Origin of the sequence: Streptococcus sp. NM, assembly GCF_003390135.1 — a bacterium.
Lineage (GTDB): Bacteria > Bacillota > Bacilli > Lactobacillales > Streptococcaceae > Streptococcus.
This window is the reverse complement of the sequence record NZ_QUOS01000001.1, coordinates 863,625-876,644: the sequence shown is the minus strand read 5'-3', so window position 1 is coordinate 876,644 and position 13,020 is coordinate 863,625. Positions and strand designations below refer to the sequence as shown.

Sequence of the window (13,020 nt, the reverse complement as noted above, 5' to 3'; positions counted from 1 at the left end):
GGGGAAAAAAAAGTAAAAGAAAAAGCTTCATTTTAGGTGTTATTACTTGTAAGAAAATAGGAGATATGCTATACTTGAAGAGTTGACTATGCACAATCCTGTGCAACCGCACGAACATCGTTGCTCGTCGTATAACAAATTTAAACTTCGTCATTGTCGCCTTGCCTAACATAAGTTATGTCTTCGGCTCAATTCCTAGTTTATTCTTTGTTATACTTAGAGCTCTTCTTTTAAGTGGTTTGTCCCACGATGCTAGGCGAGTCTTCACAAAAAAATCGGGGAAACCCATAAAAATCATAGGAGGTGCATAATGAGCACATACGCAATTATCAAAACTGGCGGAAAACAAGTTAAAGTTGAAGTTGGTCAAGCAGTTTACGTTGAAAAATTGAACGTTGAAGCTGGTCAAGAAGTTACTTTTAACGAAGTTGTTCTTGTTGGTGGTGAAAACACTGTTGTCGGAACTCCACTTGTTGCTGGAGCTACTGTAGTTGGAACTGTTGAAAAACAAGGAAAACAAAAGAAAGTTGTTACTTACAAGTACAAACCTAAAAAAGGTAGCCACCGTAAACAAGGTCACCGTCAACCATATACAAAAGTTGTCATCAACGCAATTAACGCTTAATTTTAAGGAGAACACATGATACAAGCAGTCTTTGAGAGAGCCGAAGATGGCGAGCTGAGGAGTGCGGAAATTACTGGACACGCCGAGAGTGGCGAATACGGCTTAGATGTCGTGTGTGCATCGGTTTCTACGCTTGCCATTAACTTTATCAATTCAATTGAGAAATTTGCAGGCTATGAACCAATCCTAGAATTAAACGAAGATGAAGGTGGCTATCTGATGGTTGAAATTCCAAAAGATCTTCCTTCACACCAGAGAGAAATGACCCAGTTATTCTTTGAATCATTTTTCTTAGGTATGGCAAACTTATCGGAGAACTCTTCTGAGTTTGTCCAAACCAGAGTTATCACAGAAAACTAACACGGAGGAAAACATTATGTTAAAAATGACTCTTAACAACTTGCAACTTTTCGCCCACAAAAAAGGTGGAGGTTCTACATCAAACGGACGTGATTCACAAGCGAAACGTCTTGGAGCTAAAGCAGCTGACGGACAAACTGTAACAGGTGGATCAATCCTTTACCGTCAACGTGGTACACACATCTACCCAGGTGTAAACGTTGGACGTGGTGGAGACGATACTTTGTTCGCTAAAGTTGAGGGCGTAGTACGCTTTGAACGTAAAGGACGCGATAAAAAACAAGTTTCTGTTTACCCAATCGCTAAATAAAAAGGTCCAGTGAACCTTTTTATCCCGAGCCTTGAAATATAAAGGCGAGGAAGCTAGAAGTAGCATAAACTAAGGCTTTCCGAGTTTTCGGAGAGCCTGTTTTTTTGTTTTGGTACCCATATTTTAAAATCCTATATAAGAAGCGAACTTGTCGGCTACTTTGTCTTTTAGATACAATTATAAAATAGTGGAATGTGAGCCTTTTACAGTAATGAATGTTATAAGGGAATAAGATATTGTAAAAATTGCTAAGATTTGATATAATAATTTTATCTTAGTAAGCTAGCAGAAATATGGAAAGGATGTAAACCTGTATGAAAAAAATTATCACTATAATAGTCTGTTCAATCTCTTTTCTTGTTTTATCTGCTTGTGTCAGTAAGAAAAAACTTGTTCTTCCTGAACCTGAAACGATCTCTGTAATTTCCCTGCAGAAAAAAATCTCTGAAGATATTAAAACTATAACCAAGAGAGAAGAAATCTCAAAATTGATTGACGAGATACAGAAGCAGTCCACCTCCACAACTTTAGAAAGTTTAAATGATCAACCGACAAATGTTAAAGATTACATCATTATCAAATTCTCTCATCAGAATGAAGAAAATGATAGTGTAGCCTATCTATATACTATGAAAGAAAAACAATATATTGAACAACCCTATGTTGGGATTTGGGAGGTAAGTCCAGATATAGCGAATAGGGTTGAAGAAGCTTATTCTAGTTGATTTATAGAATAAAAGAAATTTTTAGAGAGTTTTCTTGTATCATGTTTTAAACGGTAAATCAACAAGATTTGCTGTTTTTATTTGTTTGAAATAAAATGAGGACTGAAAAAAGATATCATTCTAATTCTTGTATTGGGGTATTAGAGTATTCGATTAGACTTGAAAATTTCCAGACTTTTTTCCTTTTTGGAAAACTTCTAAAATATGGTATAATGAAAAGATAAAGAAGTTGGGGGTAGAAGATGAACATTCAACAATTACGCTATGTTGTGGCTATTGCGAATAGCGGTACTTTTCGTGAAGCTGCTGAAAAGATGTATGTTAGTCAGCCGAGTCTGTCCATTTCTGTTCGTGATTTGGAAAAAGAGTTGGGCTTTAAGATTTTCCGTCGGACCAGCTCAGGGACTTTCTTGACTCGTCGTGGTATGGAATTCTATGAAAAAGCGCAAGAATTGGTTAAAGGATTTGATATTTTTCAAAATCAGTATGCCAATCCTGAGGAAGAAAAAGATGAATTTTCCATTGCTAGTCAGCACTATGATTTCTTGCCACCAACCATTACGGCCTTTTCAGAGCGCTATCCTGATTATAAGAACTTCCGTATTTTTGAATCAACTACTGTTCAAATATTAGACGAAGTAGCGCAAGGGCATAGTGAGATTGGGATTATCTACCTCAACAATCAAAATAAAAAGGGTATCATGCAACGGGTTGAAAAGCTAGGCCTTGAGGTCATTGAATTGATTCCCTTCCATACCCATATTTATCTCCGTGAGGGGCATCCTTTGGCTCAGAAAGAGGAATTGGTTATGGAGGATTTAGCGGATCTACCAACGGTTCGTTTTACTCAAGAAAAAGACGAGTATCTTTATTACTCAGAGAACTTTGTTGATACCAGTGCGAGCTCACAGATGTTCAATGTGACAGACCGTGCTACCTTGAATGGTATTTTGGAGCGGACGGATGCCTATGCGACTGGTTCTGGATTTTTAGATAGTGACAGTGTTAATGGTATTACAGTTATTCGTCTCAAGGATAACCTAGATAATCGCATGGTCTATGTTAAACGTGAAGAGGTGGAGCTTAGTCAAGCTGGGACTCTCTTTGTAGAAGTCATGCAAGAATATTTTAATCAGAAGAGGAAATCATGAAAAAAAGAGGAATAGTGGCAGTCATTGTATTGCTTTTGATTGGGCTTGATCAGTTAGTCAAGTCCTATATCGTCCAGCAGATTCCACTGGGTGAAGTGCGCTCTTGGATTCCCAATTTCGTTAGCTTGACCTACCTGCAAAATCGAGGGGCAGCCTTTTCTATCTTACAAGACCAGCAGTGGTTATTTGCTATTATTACACTGGTCGTTATGGTAGGTGCCATTTGGTATCTACATAAACACATGGAGGACTCACTCTGGATGGTCTTGGGTTTGACTTTGATCATTGCAGGTGGTCTTGGAAATTTTATTGACAGGGTGAGTCAGGGCTTTGTTGTGGATATGTTTCATGTGGACTTTATCAATTTTGCAATTTTCAATGTGGCAGATAGCTATCTGACTGTTGGAGTGATTATTTTATTGATTGCGATGTTAAAAGAGGAAATAAATGGAAATTAAAATTGAAACTGGTGGCCTGCGTTTGGATAAGGCTTTGTCGGATTTGACAGAATTATCACGCAGTCTCGCGAATGAACAAATCAAATCAGGTCAGGTCTTGGTCAATGGCCAAGTCAAGAAAGCTAAATACACTGTCCAAGAGGGCGATATCGTCACTTACCATGTGCCAGAACCAGAGGTTTTAGAGTATGTGCCTGAGAATCTTCCGCTAGATATCATCTACCAAGATGAGGATGTGGCCGTCGTTAACAAGCCTCAAGGAATGGTTGTGCATCCGAGTGCTGGTCATACTAGTGGAACTCTGGTAAATGCCCTTATGTACCATATTAAGGATTTATCGGGTATCAATGGGGTTCTGCGTCCAGGAATTGTTCATCGTATTGATAAGGATACGTCAGGCCTTCTCATGATTGCTAAAAACGATGAGGCGCATCTAGCACTTGCTCAAGAACTCAAGGATAAAAAGTCTCTTCGCAAATATTGGGCGATTGTTCATGGAAATCTGCCTAATGATCGTGGTGTCATTGAAGCTCCGATTGGCCGTAGTGAAAAAGACCGTAAGAAACAGGCTGTGACTGCTAAAGGGAAGCCTGCAGTGACACGTTTCCACGTTTTGGAACGCTTTGGTGATTATAGTTTAGTGGAGCTGCAGTTGGAAACAGGCCGCACCCATCAAATCCGTGTTCACATGGCTTATATTGGTCATCCAGTCGCTGGTGATGAAGTCTATGGTCCTCGCAAGACTTTGAAAGGACATGGACAATTTCTTCATGCCAAGACTCTAGGATTTACGCATCCACGAACAGGTGAGATCTTGGAATTTACAGCAGATATCCCAGAGATTTTTAAGGAAACCTTGGAGAGATTGAGAAAGAATTAGATTTGATAAAAGGTTGAGATGGCTTGTCTCGACCTTTTTCCTATCAACTCTTTTCTATTTCCTGCCATTCATGTTATAATGGATAAATATGAAGAATCGGAGTGAGACTATGAAATTCAAACGGATTGTCTTTAAGGTGGGGACTTCTTCTCTGACGAATGAGGATGGAAGTTTATCACGTAGTAAAGTAAAAGCTATTACCCAACAGTTGGCTATGCTGCACGAGGCTGGTCATGAATTGATTTTGGTGTCGTCGGGTGCCATTGCTGCAGGTTTTGGTGCCTTAGGATTTAAAAAGCGTCCGACTAAGATTGCTGATAAACAGGCTTCAGCAGCGGTAGGGCAAGGGCTTTTGTTGGAAGAATACACGACCAATCTTCTCTTGCGCCAAATCGTTTCTGCACAAATCTTGCTGACCCAGGATGACTTTGTGGATAAGCGCCGTTATAAAAATGCTCATCAGGCTTTGTCGGTTTTACTCAACCGTGGCGCGATTCCTATCATCAATGAGAATGACAGTGTCGTCATTGATGAGCTCAAGGTTGGGGACAATGATACTCTAAGTGCTCAGGTAGCAGCCATGGTCCAAGCAGACCTTTTGGTCCTCTTGACAGACGTAGACGGTCTATATACTGGAAATCCTAATTCAGATCCAAGAGCCAAACGCTTGGAGAAAATCGAGACCATCAATCGTGAGATTATTGATATGGCCGGTGGAGCAGGTTCGTCTAATGGTACAGGTGGCATGCTAACCAAAATCAAAGCTGCAACTATCGCGACAGAATCAGGAGTTCCTGTTTATATCTGCTCATCCTTAAAGTCAGATGCCATGATTGAGGCAGCTGAGGAGACCAAGGATGGTTCCTACTTTGTTGCCCAAGAGAAGGGACTTCGTACCCAGAAACAATGGCTGGCCTTTTATGCTCAGAGTCAAGGTTCTATTTGGGTTGATAGAGGGGCTGCAGAAGCTCTCTCTCAACATGGAAAGAGTCTCCTTTTATCTGGTATTGTTGAAGCAGAAGGAGCCTTTTCTTACGGTGATATCGTGACGGTATTTGACAAGGAAAGTGGAAAATCACTTGGAAAAGGACGTGTGCAATTTGGAGCATCTGCTTTGGAGGATATGTTGCGTTCTCAAAAAGCCAAGGGGGTCTTGATTCACCGTGATGACTGGATTTCCATTACTCCTGAAATCCAACTACTCTTTACAGAATTTTAGAGGTAAACTATGGTAAGTACACAAGAACAATTTGAACAGGTACAGGCTGTTAAAAAATCGATCAACACAGCTAGTGAAGTCGTGAAAAACCAAGCCCTGCTAGCCATGGCTGACCACTTAGTGGCTGCTACTGAGGAGATTTTAGCAGCCAATGCCATTGATATGGAAGCTGCTAAGGGTAAAATCTCAGATGTGATGTTAGATCGTCTTTATTTGGATGCAGGACGTATAGAAGCAATGGCAACTGGGATTCGTGAAGTGGTTGCTTTACCAGATCCAATCGGTGAAGTTTTAGAAACAAGTCAGCTTGAAAATGGTTTGGTTATCACCAAAAAACGTGTGGCCATGGGTGTTATCGGTATTATCTATGAAAGCCGTCCAAATGTGACGTCAGACGCAGCTGCTTTGGCTCTCAAGAGTGGAAATGCGGTTGTTCTTCGTAGTGGTAAGGATGCCTATCAAACGGCCCATGCCATTGTCACAGCCTTGAAGAAGGGCTTGGAAACAACTACTATTCACCCAGATGTGATTCAACTGGTGGAAGATACCAGCCGAGAAAGCAGCTATGCCATGATGAAGGCAAAGGGCTATCTAGATCTTCTCATTCCTCGTGGAGGGGCTGGTTTGATCAATGCCGTAGTTGAAAATGCTATCGTACCTGTTATCGAGACAGGAACTGGGATTGTCCATGTCTATGTAGATAAGGATGCAGATGACGACAAGGCTCTGTCTATTATCAACAATGCTAAAACCAGTCGTCCTTCTGTATGCAATGCCATGGAGGTTCTACTTGTTCATGAAGACAAGGCAGCAAGCTTCCTTCCTCGCTTGGAGCAAGTACTGGTTGCAGATCGAAAAGAATCTGGTCTGGAACCAATTCAATTCCGTTTGGATGAAAAAGCAAGTCAGTTTGTTTCAGGTCAAGCAGCTGAGGCCAAAGACTTTGACACTGAGTTTTTAGACTATGTCCTAGCGGTTAAGGTCGTGAGTAGTTTAGAAGAAGCGGTTGCGCATATTGAAGCTCATAGCACCCATCATTCGGACGCCATTGTGACGGAAAATGCTGAAGATGCAGCTTACTTTACAGATCAAGTGGACTCTGCAGCAGTCTATGTCAATGCCTCAACTCGTTTCACAGATGGTGGCCAATTTGGTCTTGGCTGTGAAATGGGGATCTCTACTCAGAAACTGCACGCGCGTGGTCCAATGGGCTTGAAGGAGTTGACTAGCTACAAGTATGTGGTTACTGGTGACGGACAGGTAAGGGAGTAAGAGATGAAGATTGGATTTATCGGTTTGGGGAATATGGGAGCTAGTTTGGCCAAGGCTGTTTTGCAGGCCAAGACGGGTGATGACCTTCTCCTTGCCAATCGTAGTCAAGCCAAGGTGTATTCTTTCATTTCTGACTTTGGCGGTCAAGCTTCCAGCAACGAAGAAATCTTTGCAGAAGCAGATGTGATTTTTCTAGGTGTTAAGCCAGCTCAGTTCTCAGACTTGCTTTCTCAATACCAGACCATCCTTGAAAAAAGAGAAAGTCTTCTTTTGATTTCCATGGCAGCTGGATTGACCTTGGAAAAACTGGCTAGTCTTCTTCCAAGTCAGCACCGAATTATTCGTATGATGCCAAATACCCCTGCTTCTATTGGTCAAGGAGTGATTAGTTATGCCTTGTCTCCTAATTGCAGGGCTGAGGACAGTGACCTCTTTTGTCAGCTTTTAGCCAAGGCTGGTCTCTTGGTTGAACTTGGGGAAGGCTTAATCGATGCAGCGACAGGTCTTGCAGGTTGTGGGCCAGCCTTTGTCTATCTCTTTATTGAGTCCTTGGCAGATGCGGGTGTTCAGACAGGATTGCCACGAGAAATATCACTTAAAATGGCAGCCCAAACTGTGGTAGGAGCTGGGCAATTGGTCCTTGAAAGCCAAGAGCATCCTGGGGTCTTAAAAGATCAAGTTTGTAGCCCAGGCGGTTCGACTATCGCTGGTGTAGCAAGCCTAGAAGCACATGCTTTTCGAGGAACAGTCATGGATGCAGTTCATCAATCCTACAAACGAACACAAGAATTAGGTAAATAAGAGGTAGTTTTATCTGCCTCTTTTATGGTGTTTGAAATGCGAAGACAAAAAGATTGTCACAAACCCCTATTTTTTTGATAGAATAGAAGTAGTAAAAAAGAAATGAGTTAGACATGTCAAAAGGATTTTTAGTCTCTCTTGAGGGACCAGAGGGAGCAGGCAAGACCAGTGTTTTAGAGGCTCTGCTACCAATTTTAGAGGAAAAAGGAGTAGAGGTGCTGACGACCCGTGAACCTGGCGGAGTCTTGATTGGGGAGAAGATTCGGGAAGTGATTTTGGACCCAAGTCATACTCAGATGGATGCTAAGACAGAACTCCTTCTCTATATCGCTAGTCGCAGACAGCACTTGGTGGAAAAAGTTCTTCCAGCACTTGAAGCTGGTAAGTTGGTCATTATGGACCGCTTCATCGATAGTTCCGTTGCCTATCAGGGATTTGGTCGTGGTTTGGACATTGAAGCCATTGACTGGCTTAACCAGTTTGCGACAGATGGCCTTAAACCCGATTTGACACTCTATTTTGACATCGAGGTGGAAGAAGGACTAGCTCGCATTGCTGCTAATAGCAATCGCGAGGTCAATCGTTTGGATTTGGAAGGGTTGGACTTGCATAAAAAAGTTCGTAAAGGCTATCTTTCTCTCCTGGAAAAAGAAGGAAATCGCATTGTCAAGATTGATGCGAGTCTTCCATTGGAGGAGGTTGTGGAAACCACCAAGGCTGTCTTGTTTGATAGAATGGGATTAGCTAAATGAAACAAGATCAACTAAAGGCCTGGCAGTCAGATCAGTTTGACCGCTTTGTCCGTATTCTAGAACAAGACCAGCTCAATCACGCCTACCTCTTTTCAGGTTTCTTTGGAAGTTTGGAAATGGCGCAATTTTTGGCTAAGAGCCTCTTCTGTACGGAGAAGGTAGGTGTTTTACCATGTGAGAAATGCCGGAATTGTAAGCTGATTGAACAGGGAGAATTTCCCGATGTTACCTTAATTAAGCCAGTCAATCAGATCATCAAGACAGAACGGATTCGAGAATTGGTGGGGCAGTTTTCTCAAGCAGGGATTGAAAGCCAGCAGCAGGTTTTTATTATCGAGCAAGCTGAGAAGATGCACCCCAACGCAGCCAATTCTCTGCTCAAGGTTATCGAAGAACCCCAGAGTGAGGTTTACATTTTCTTCTTGACTAGCGATGAGGAAAAGATGTTACCGACCATCCGTAGCCGGACCCAGATTTTCCACTTTAAAAAGCAAGAAGAGAAGCTCATCTTGCTCTTAGAAAAAATGGGACTGGTTAAGAAAAAGGCGATTCTTCTAGCTCAGTTTAGTCAATCGCGAGCTGAAGCAGAAAAGTTGGCTAATCAGGCAATTTTTTGGACCTTGGTCGATGAAAGTGAACGCCTGCTGACTTGGTTAGTAGCTAAGAAAAAAGAAAGTTATCTGCAGGTTGCTAAATTAGCCAACTTGGCAGATGACAAGGAAAAACAAGATCAGGTTTTACGGATTCTTGAAGTTCTCTGTGGACAAGATATCCTACAAGAAAGAGTAAGAGTGATTTTACAAGATTTGCTAGAAGCTAGAAAAATGTGGCAAGCTAATGTTAGTTTTCAAAATGCCATGGAATATCTGGTCTTGAAAGAAATATAAACTCAAAAATGAACGATAATGAAAGGAAAGGGCTGTTTTATGGACAAAAAAGAATTATTTGACGCGCTGGATGATTTTTCCCAACAGTTATTGGTAACCTTGGCCGATGTGGAAGCCATCAAGAAAAATCTCAAGAGCCTGGTAGAGGAAAATACAGCTCTTCGCTTAGAAAATAGTAAGTTGCGCGAACGCTTGGGTGAGGTGGAAGCAGACGCTCCTGTCAAGGCTAAGCATGTTCGTGAAAGTGTCCGTCGCATTTACCGTGATGGATTTCACGTTTGTAATGATTTTTATGGACAACGTCGAGAGCAGGACGAGGAGTGTATGTTCTGTGACGAGTTGTTATACAGGGAGTAGGCATGCAGATTCAAAAAAGTTTTAAGGGGCAGTCTCCCTATGGCAAGCTGTACCTAGTGGCAACGCCGATTGGCAATCTAGATGATATGACCTTTCGAGCAATCCAGACCTTGAAAGAAGTGGACTGGATTGCTGCTGAGGACACGCGCAATACTGGGCTTTTGCTCAAGCATTTTGATATTTCTACTAAGCAGATTAGTTTTCATGAGCACAATGCAAAGGAAAAAATTCCTGATTTGATTGGTTTCTTGAAAGCAGGACAAAGTATTGCTCAGGTATCCGATGCAGGTTTGCCAAGTATCTCAGACCCTGGTCATGATTTGGTTAAGGCAGCTATTGAGGAAGAAATTGCAGTTGTCACTGTTCCAGGTGCCTCTGCAGGAATTTCTGCCTTGATCGCTAGTGGTTTAGCGCCACAGCCACATATCTTTTACGGCTTTTTACCGAGAAAGTCAGGCCAGCAAAAGCAATTTTTCGACTCGAAAAAAGACTATCCTGAAACACAAATTTTCTATGAATCCCCTCATCGTGTAGCAGATACGTTGGAAAATATGCTAGCAGTTTATGGCAACCGCTCGGTCGTCTTGGTCAGAGAATTGACCAAAATCTATGAAGAATACCAAAGAGGTACAATTTCTGAATTGCTGGAAAGCATCTCTGAAACGCCACTTAAGGGAGAATGCCTTCTCATTGTTGAAGGTGCCAGTCAGGATGTGGAGGAAAAAGACAAGGAGGACTTGTTCTTAGAAATCCAAGTCCGCATCCAGCAAGGCATGAAGAAAAACCAAGCTATCAAGGAAGTCGCTAAGATTTACCAGTGGAATAAAAGCCAGCTTTATGCTGCCTACCACGAATGGGAAGAAAATCAAGAAAATGACTAAACAGGGAAGTTTGCCTTCTTCCCTTTTTTTGTTATACTAGTAGAAGAAAAAAATAGAAAGATTTGTGGGAGTGAAAAAGTCCGGGGGACTTTTTCAGCCTGAGCCAAGAAACTCGAAAGCGAGTAAGTTCGGTTGGCTTTTTCAATGTGAAACTTTTCTTCACACTCCCAAAGAGGTATTAGTGTCGTGTCTCAATCTTATATCAATGTTATCGGTGCTGGTTTGGCAGGTTCTGAAGCTGCCTACCAAATTGCAGCACGTGGTATTCCAGTTAAACTTTATGAAATGCGTGGTGTCAAGTCAACACCCCAGCACAAAACAGACAATTTTGCTGAGTTGGTTTGTTCCAATTCTCTTCGTGGGGATGCTTTGACAAATGCTGTTGGGCTTCTCAAGGAAGAAATGCGTCGCTTAGGTTCTGTCATTTTGGAATCTGCTGAGGCTACACGTGTTCCTGCGGGTGGTGCCCTTGCGGTGGACCGTGACGGTTTCTCCCAAATGGTGACTGAAAAAGTGGCCAACCATCCCTTGATTGAAGTGGTGCGTGATGAAATTACAGAATTGCCGACTGATGTTATTACGGTTGTAGCGACTGGTCCTTTGACTAGCGATGCCCTGGCTGAAAAGATTCATGCCCTCAATGACGGTGATGGTTTCTATTTCTACGACGCGGCAGCGCCTATTATCGATGTCAACACTATTGATATGAGCAAGGTCTATCTCAAGTCTCGGTATGACAAGGGAGAAGCTGCTTATCTCAATGCTCCAATGACCAAGCAAGAGTTTATGGATTTCCATGAAGCCTTGGTCAATGCGGAAGAAGCTCCGCTTAATTCTTTCGAAAAAGAAAAGTATTTTGAAGGCTGTATGCCTATCGAAGTCATGGCTAAACGTGGTATTAAAACAATGCTTTATGGTCCTATGAAACCAGTCGGTCTGGAGTATCCGGACGACTACACAGGACCTCGTGATGGAGAATTTAAAACACCTTATGCGGTGGTTCAGCTTCGTCAGGACAATGCAGCTGGTAGCCTCTATAATATCGTCGGTTTCCAGACCCACCTCAAATGGGGAGAACAAAAGCGTGTCTTCCAAATGATTCCAGGTCTTGAAAATGCGGAGTTTGTTCGTTATGGTGTCATGCACCGCAATTCTTATATGGACTCACCAGATCTTCTTGAGCAAACCTATCGTTCCAAGAAACAGCCAAATCTCTTCTTTGCTGGTCAAATGACGGGTGTGGAAGGCTATGTAGAGTCAGCTGCGTCAGGATTAGTTGCGGGAATTAACGCGGCTCGTCTTTTTAAGAGAGAAAACGAGGCGATTTTCCCAGAGACGACGGCGATTGGAAGCTTAGCTCATTACATCACCCATGCTGACAGCAAGCATTTCCAACCAATGAATGTCAACTTTGGGATTATCAAGGAGTTGGAAGGCGAACGTATCCGTGATAAGAAGGCTCGTTATGAAAAAATTGCAGAGCGTGCTCTTTCTGACTTAGAGGAATTTTTAACAGTCTAATTTTTTTGAAAGAATTGCTCATGATACTATAAAAATCTTAGAAATTGTGATAAAATAGGTAGGATAAAAAAAGGAGAGTGAAAATGGCGAATCCCAAGTATAAACGTATTTTAATCAAGTTATCAGGTGAAGCCCTTGCCGGAGAACGTGGCGTAGGGATTGATATCCAAACAGTTCAAACAATCGCAAAAGAGATTCAAGAAGTTCATAGCTTAGGTATCGAAATTGCCCTTGTTATTGGTGGAGGAAATCTCTGGCGTGGAGAACCTGCTGCAGAAGCAGGAATGGACCGCGTTCAGGCAGATTACACAGGAATGCTTGGGACTGTTATGAATGCTCTTGTGATGGCAGATTCATTGCAACAAGTTGGGGTTGATACACGTGTGCAAACAGCGATTGCTATGCAACAAGTGGCAGAGCCTTATGTACGTGGACGTGCCCTTCGTCACCTTGAAAAAGGCCGTATCGTTATCTTTGGTGCTGGAATTGGTTCACCATACTTCTCAACAGATACAACAGCGGCTCTTCGTGCAGCTGAAATCGAAGCGGATGCTATCCTTATGGCTAAAAATGGTGTAGACGGTGTTTACAATGCCGATCCTAAGAAGGACAAGACGGCCGTTAAATTTGAAGAATTGACCCACCGTGATGTCATTAACAAAGGTCTTCGTATCATGGACTCAACAGCTTCAACCCTCTCAATGGACAACGATATTGACTTGGTTGTCTTTAACATGAACCAACCAGGCAATATCAAACGTGTCGTATTTGGTGAAAATATCGGAACAACAGTTTCAAATAATATCGAAGAAAAGGAATAA

General features: G+C 42.2%; 16 protein-coding genes, 1 pseudogene and 1 other annotated feature. Of the genes and pseudogenes, 16 read left to right on the top strand and 1 reads right to left on the bottom strand.

The window, feature by feature from the left end; translation table 11 throughout:
- Positions 1-94: 94 nt before the first annotated feature.
- Positions 95-274: a sequence feature (ribosomal protein L21 leader region), on the top strand.
- 36 nt (positions 275-310) lie between these two features.
- From rplU to DXN33_RS04470, 4 genes are all read left to right on the top strand, one after another.
- Positions 311-625 (top strand): 50S ribosomal protein L21, encoded by a 315-nt coding sequence (rplU, locus tag DXN33_RS04485; protein ID WP_000109141.1) that lies wholly within the window; start codon positions 311-313, stop codon positions 623-625.
- Between the two features lie 15 nt (positions 626-640).
- The gene (locus tag DXN33_RS04480; RefSeq protein ID WP_000613699.1) at positions 641-985 is read left to right on the top strand and encodes a ribosomal-processing cysteine protease Prp; all 345 of its coding nucleotides are present in this window, start codon (positions 641-643) and stop codon (positions 983-985) included.
- Between the two features lie 16 nt (positions 986-1,001).
- The gene (rpmA, locus tag DXN33_RS04475; RefSeq protein WP_000916509.1) at positions 1,002-1,295 is read left to right on the top strand and encodes a 50S ribosomal protein L27; all 294 of its coding nucleotides are present in this window, start codon (positions 1,002-1,004) and stop codon (positions 1,293-1,295) included.
- A gap of 314 nt (positions 1,296-1,609) precedes the next feature.
- On the top strand, positions 1,610-2,020 hold the full coding sequence (locus DXN33_RS04470) for a DUF5301 domain-containing protein (RefSeq protein ID WP_070842947.1): 411 nt from the start codon (positions 1,610-1,612) through the stop codon (positions 2,018-2,020).
- A 175-nt stretch (positions 2,021-2,195) separates the two neighbouring features.
- Here the strand turns inward: DXN33_RS04470 and DXN33_RS09790 are convergent.
- Positions 2,196-2,270 (bottom strand): annotated as a pseudogene (locus DXN33_RS09790) (AraC family transcriptional regulator); the annotation flags it as partial.
- On the opposite strand from DXN33_RS09790, the gene DXN33_RS04465 reads away from it, so the two are divergent.
- The 12 genes from DXN33_RS04465 (at position 2,263) to pyrH (ending at position 13,020) form a co-directional block, all read left to right on the top strand.
- Positions 2,263-3,171: a LysR family transcriptional regulator gene (locus DXN33_RS04465; RefSeq protein WP_001025694.1), complete on the top strand. Its 909-nt coding sequence runs from the start codon at positions 2,263-2,265 to the stop codon at positions 3,169-3,171. The pseudogene DXN33_RS09790 and the gene DXN33_RS04465 sit on opposite strands and share 8 nt — an antisense overlap.
- A complete protein-coding gene (gene lspA / locus DXN33_RS04460) occupies positions 3,168-3,629 on the top strand; it encodes a signal peptidase II (protein WP_115904460.1) in 462 nt (153 codons plus the stop codon). Before DXN33_RS04465 ends, lspA begins: the two co-directional genes overlap by 4 nt.
- The gene (locus DXN33_RS04455; protein WP_049510250.1) at positions 3,619-4,509 is read left to right on the top strand and encodes an RluA family pseudouridine synthase; all 891 of its coding nucleotides are present in this window, start codon (positions 3,619-3,621) and stop codon (positions 4,507-4,509) included. The genes lspA and DXN33_RS04455 overlap by 11 nt, the downstream gene beginning before the upstream one ends.
- A gap of 109 nt (positions 4,510-4,618) precedes the next feature.
- Positions 4,619-5,728, top strand: coding sequence for a glutamate 5-kinase (gene proB / locus DXN33_RS04450; protein ID WP_220312705.1), 1,110 nt, complete (start codon positions 4,619-4,621; stop codon positions 5,726-5,728).
- A gap of 9 nt (positions 5,729-5,737) precedes the next feature.
- Entirely contained in the window at positions 5,738-7,000 is a 1,263-nt protein-coding gene (locus tag DXN33_RS04445) for a glutamate-5-semialdehyde dehydrogenase (RefSeq protein WP_115904458.1), read from the top strand.
- A 3-nt stretch (positions 7,001-7,003) separates the two neighbouring features.
- Positions 7,004-7,801, top strand: coding sequence for a pyrroline-5-carboxylate reductase (gene proC / locus DXN33_RS04440; RefSeq protein ID WP_115904457.1), 798 nt, complete (start codon positions 7,004-7,006; stop codon positions 7,799-7,801).
- 113 nt (positions 7,802-7,914) lie between these two features.
- Positions 7,915-8,553, top strand: a complete 639-nt coding sequence (tmk, locus tag DXN33_RS04435) for a dTMP kinase (RefSeq protein WP_115904456.1) — start codon at positions 7,915-7,917, stop codon at positions 8,551-8,553.
- The gene (locus DXN33_RS04430; RefSeq protein WP_115904455.1) at positions 8,550-9,440 is read left to right on the top strand and encodes a DNA polymerase III subunit delta'; all 891 of its coding nucleotides are present in this window, start codon (positions 8,550-8,552) and stop codon (positions 9,438-9,440) included. Before tmk ends, DXN33_RS04430 begins: the two co-directional genes overlap by 4 nt.
- A 39-nt stretch (positions 9,441-9,479) precedes the next feature.
- Positions 9,480-9,797: a DNA replication initiation control protein YabA gene (yabA, locus tag DXN33_RS04425; protein WP_000358228.1), complete on the top strand. Its 318-nt coding sequence runs from the start codon at positions 9,480-9,482 to the stop codon at positions 9,795-9,797.
- A gap of 2 nt (positions 9,798-9,799) precedes the next feature.
- Entirely contained in the window at positions 9,800-10,678 is an 879-nt protein-coding gene (gene rsmI, locus DXN33_RS04420; protein ID WP_115904454.1) for a 16S rRNA (cytidine(1402)-2'-O)-methyltransferase, read from the top strand.
- Between the two features lie 186 nt (positions 10,679-10,864).
- Positions 10,865-12,199 carry a methylenetetrahydrofolate--tRNA-(uracil(54)-C(5))-methyltransferase (FADH(2)-oxidizing) TrmFO gene (gene trmFO / locus DXN33_RS04410; protein WP_115904452.1) on the top strand — a complete coding sequence of 445 codons (1,335 nt, stop codon included), beginning with the start codon at positions 10,865-10,867 and terminating at the stop codon, positions 12,197-12,199.
- Positions 12,200-12,282: 83 nt separating this feature from the next.
- The gene (gene pyrH / locus DXN33_RS04405; RefSeq protein ID WP_000002996.1) at positions 12,283-13,020 is read left to right on the top strand and encodes a UMP kinase; all 738 of its coding nucleotides are present in this window, start codon (positions 12,283-12,285) and stop codon (positions 13,018-13,020) included.

Coding starts and splice junctions, on each gene's coding strand:
- proC (WP_115904457.1), top strand. CDS start 7,004: ATGAAGATTGGATTTATCGGTTTGGGGAATATGGGAGCTAGTTTGGCC.
- DXN33_RS04470 (WP_070842947.1), top strand. CDS start 1,610: ATGAAAAAAATTATCACTATAATAGTCTGTTCAATCTCTTTTCTTGTT.
- DXN33_RS04445 (WP_115904458.1), top strand. CDS start 5,738: ATGGTAAGTACACAAGAACAATTTGAACAGGTACAGGCTGTTAAAAAA.
- yabA (WP_000358228.1), top strand. CDS start 9,480: ATGGACAAAAAAGAATTATTTGACGCGCTGGATGATTTTTCCCAACAG.
- pyrH (WP_000002996.1), top strand. CDS start 12,283: ATGGCGAATCCCAAGTATAAACGTATTTTAATCAAGTTATCAGGTGAA.
- DXN33_RS04465 (WP_001025694.1), top strand. CDS start 2,263: ATGAACATTCAACAATTACGCTATGTTGTGGCTATTGCGAATAGCGGT.
- DXN33_RS04455 (WP_049510250.1), top strand. CDS start 3,619: ATGGAAATTAAAATTGAAACTGGTGGCCTGCGTTTGGATAAGGCTTTG.
- rplU (WP_000109141.1), top strand. CDS start 311: ATGAGCACATACGCAATTATCAAAACTGGCGGAAAACAAGTTAAAGTT.
- rpmA (WP_000916509.1), top strand. CDS start 1,002: ATGTTAAAAATGACTCTTAACAACTTGCAACTTTTCGCCCACAAAAAA.
- DXN33_RS04480 (WP_000613699.1), top strand. CDS start 641: ATGATACAAGCAGTCTTTGAGAGAGCCGAAGATGGCGAGCTGAGGAGT.
- lspA (WP_115904460.1), top strand. CDS start 3,168: ATGAAAAAAAGAGGAATAGTGGCAGTCATTGTATTGCTTTTGATTGGG.
- proB (WP_220312705.1), top strand. CDS start 4,619: ATGAAATTCAAACGGATTGTCTTTAAGGTGGGGACTTCTTCTCTGACG.
- tmk (WP_115904456.1), top strand. CDS start 7,915: ATGTCAAAAGGATTTTTAGTCTCTCTTGAGGGACCAGAGGGAGCAGGC.
- rsmI (WP_115904454.1), top strand. CDS start 9,800: ATGCAGATTCAAAAAAGTTTTAAGGGGCAGTCTCCCTATGGCAAGCTG.
- DXN33_RS04430 (WP_115904455.1), top strand. CDS start 8,550: ATGAAACAAGATCAACTAAAGGCCTGGCAGTCAGATCAGTTTGACCGC.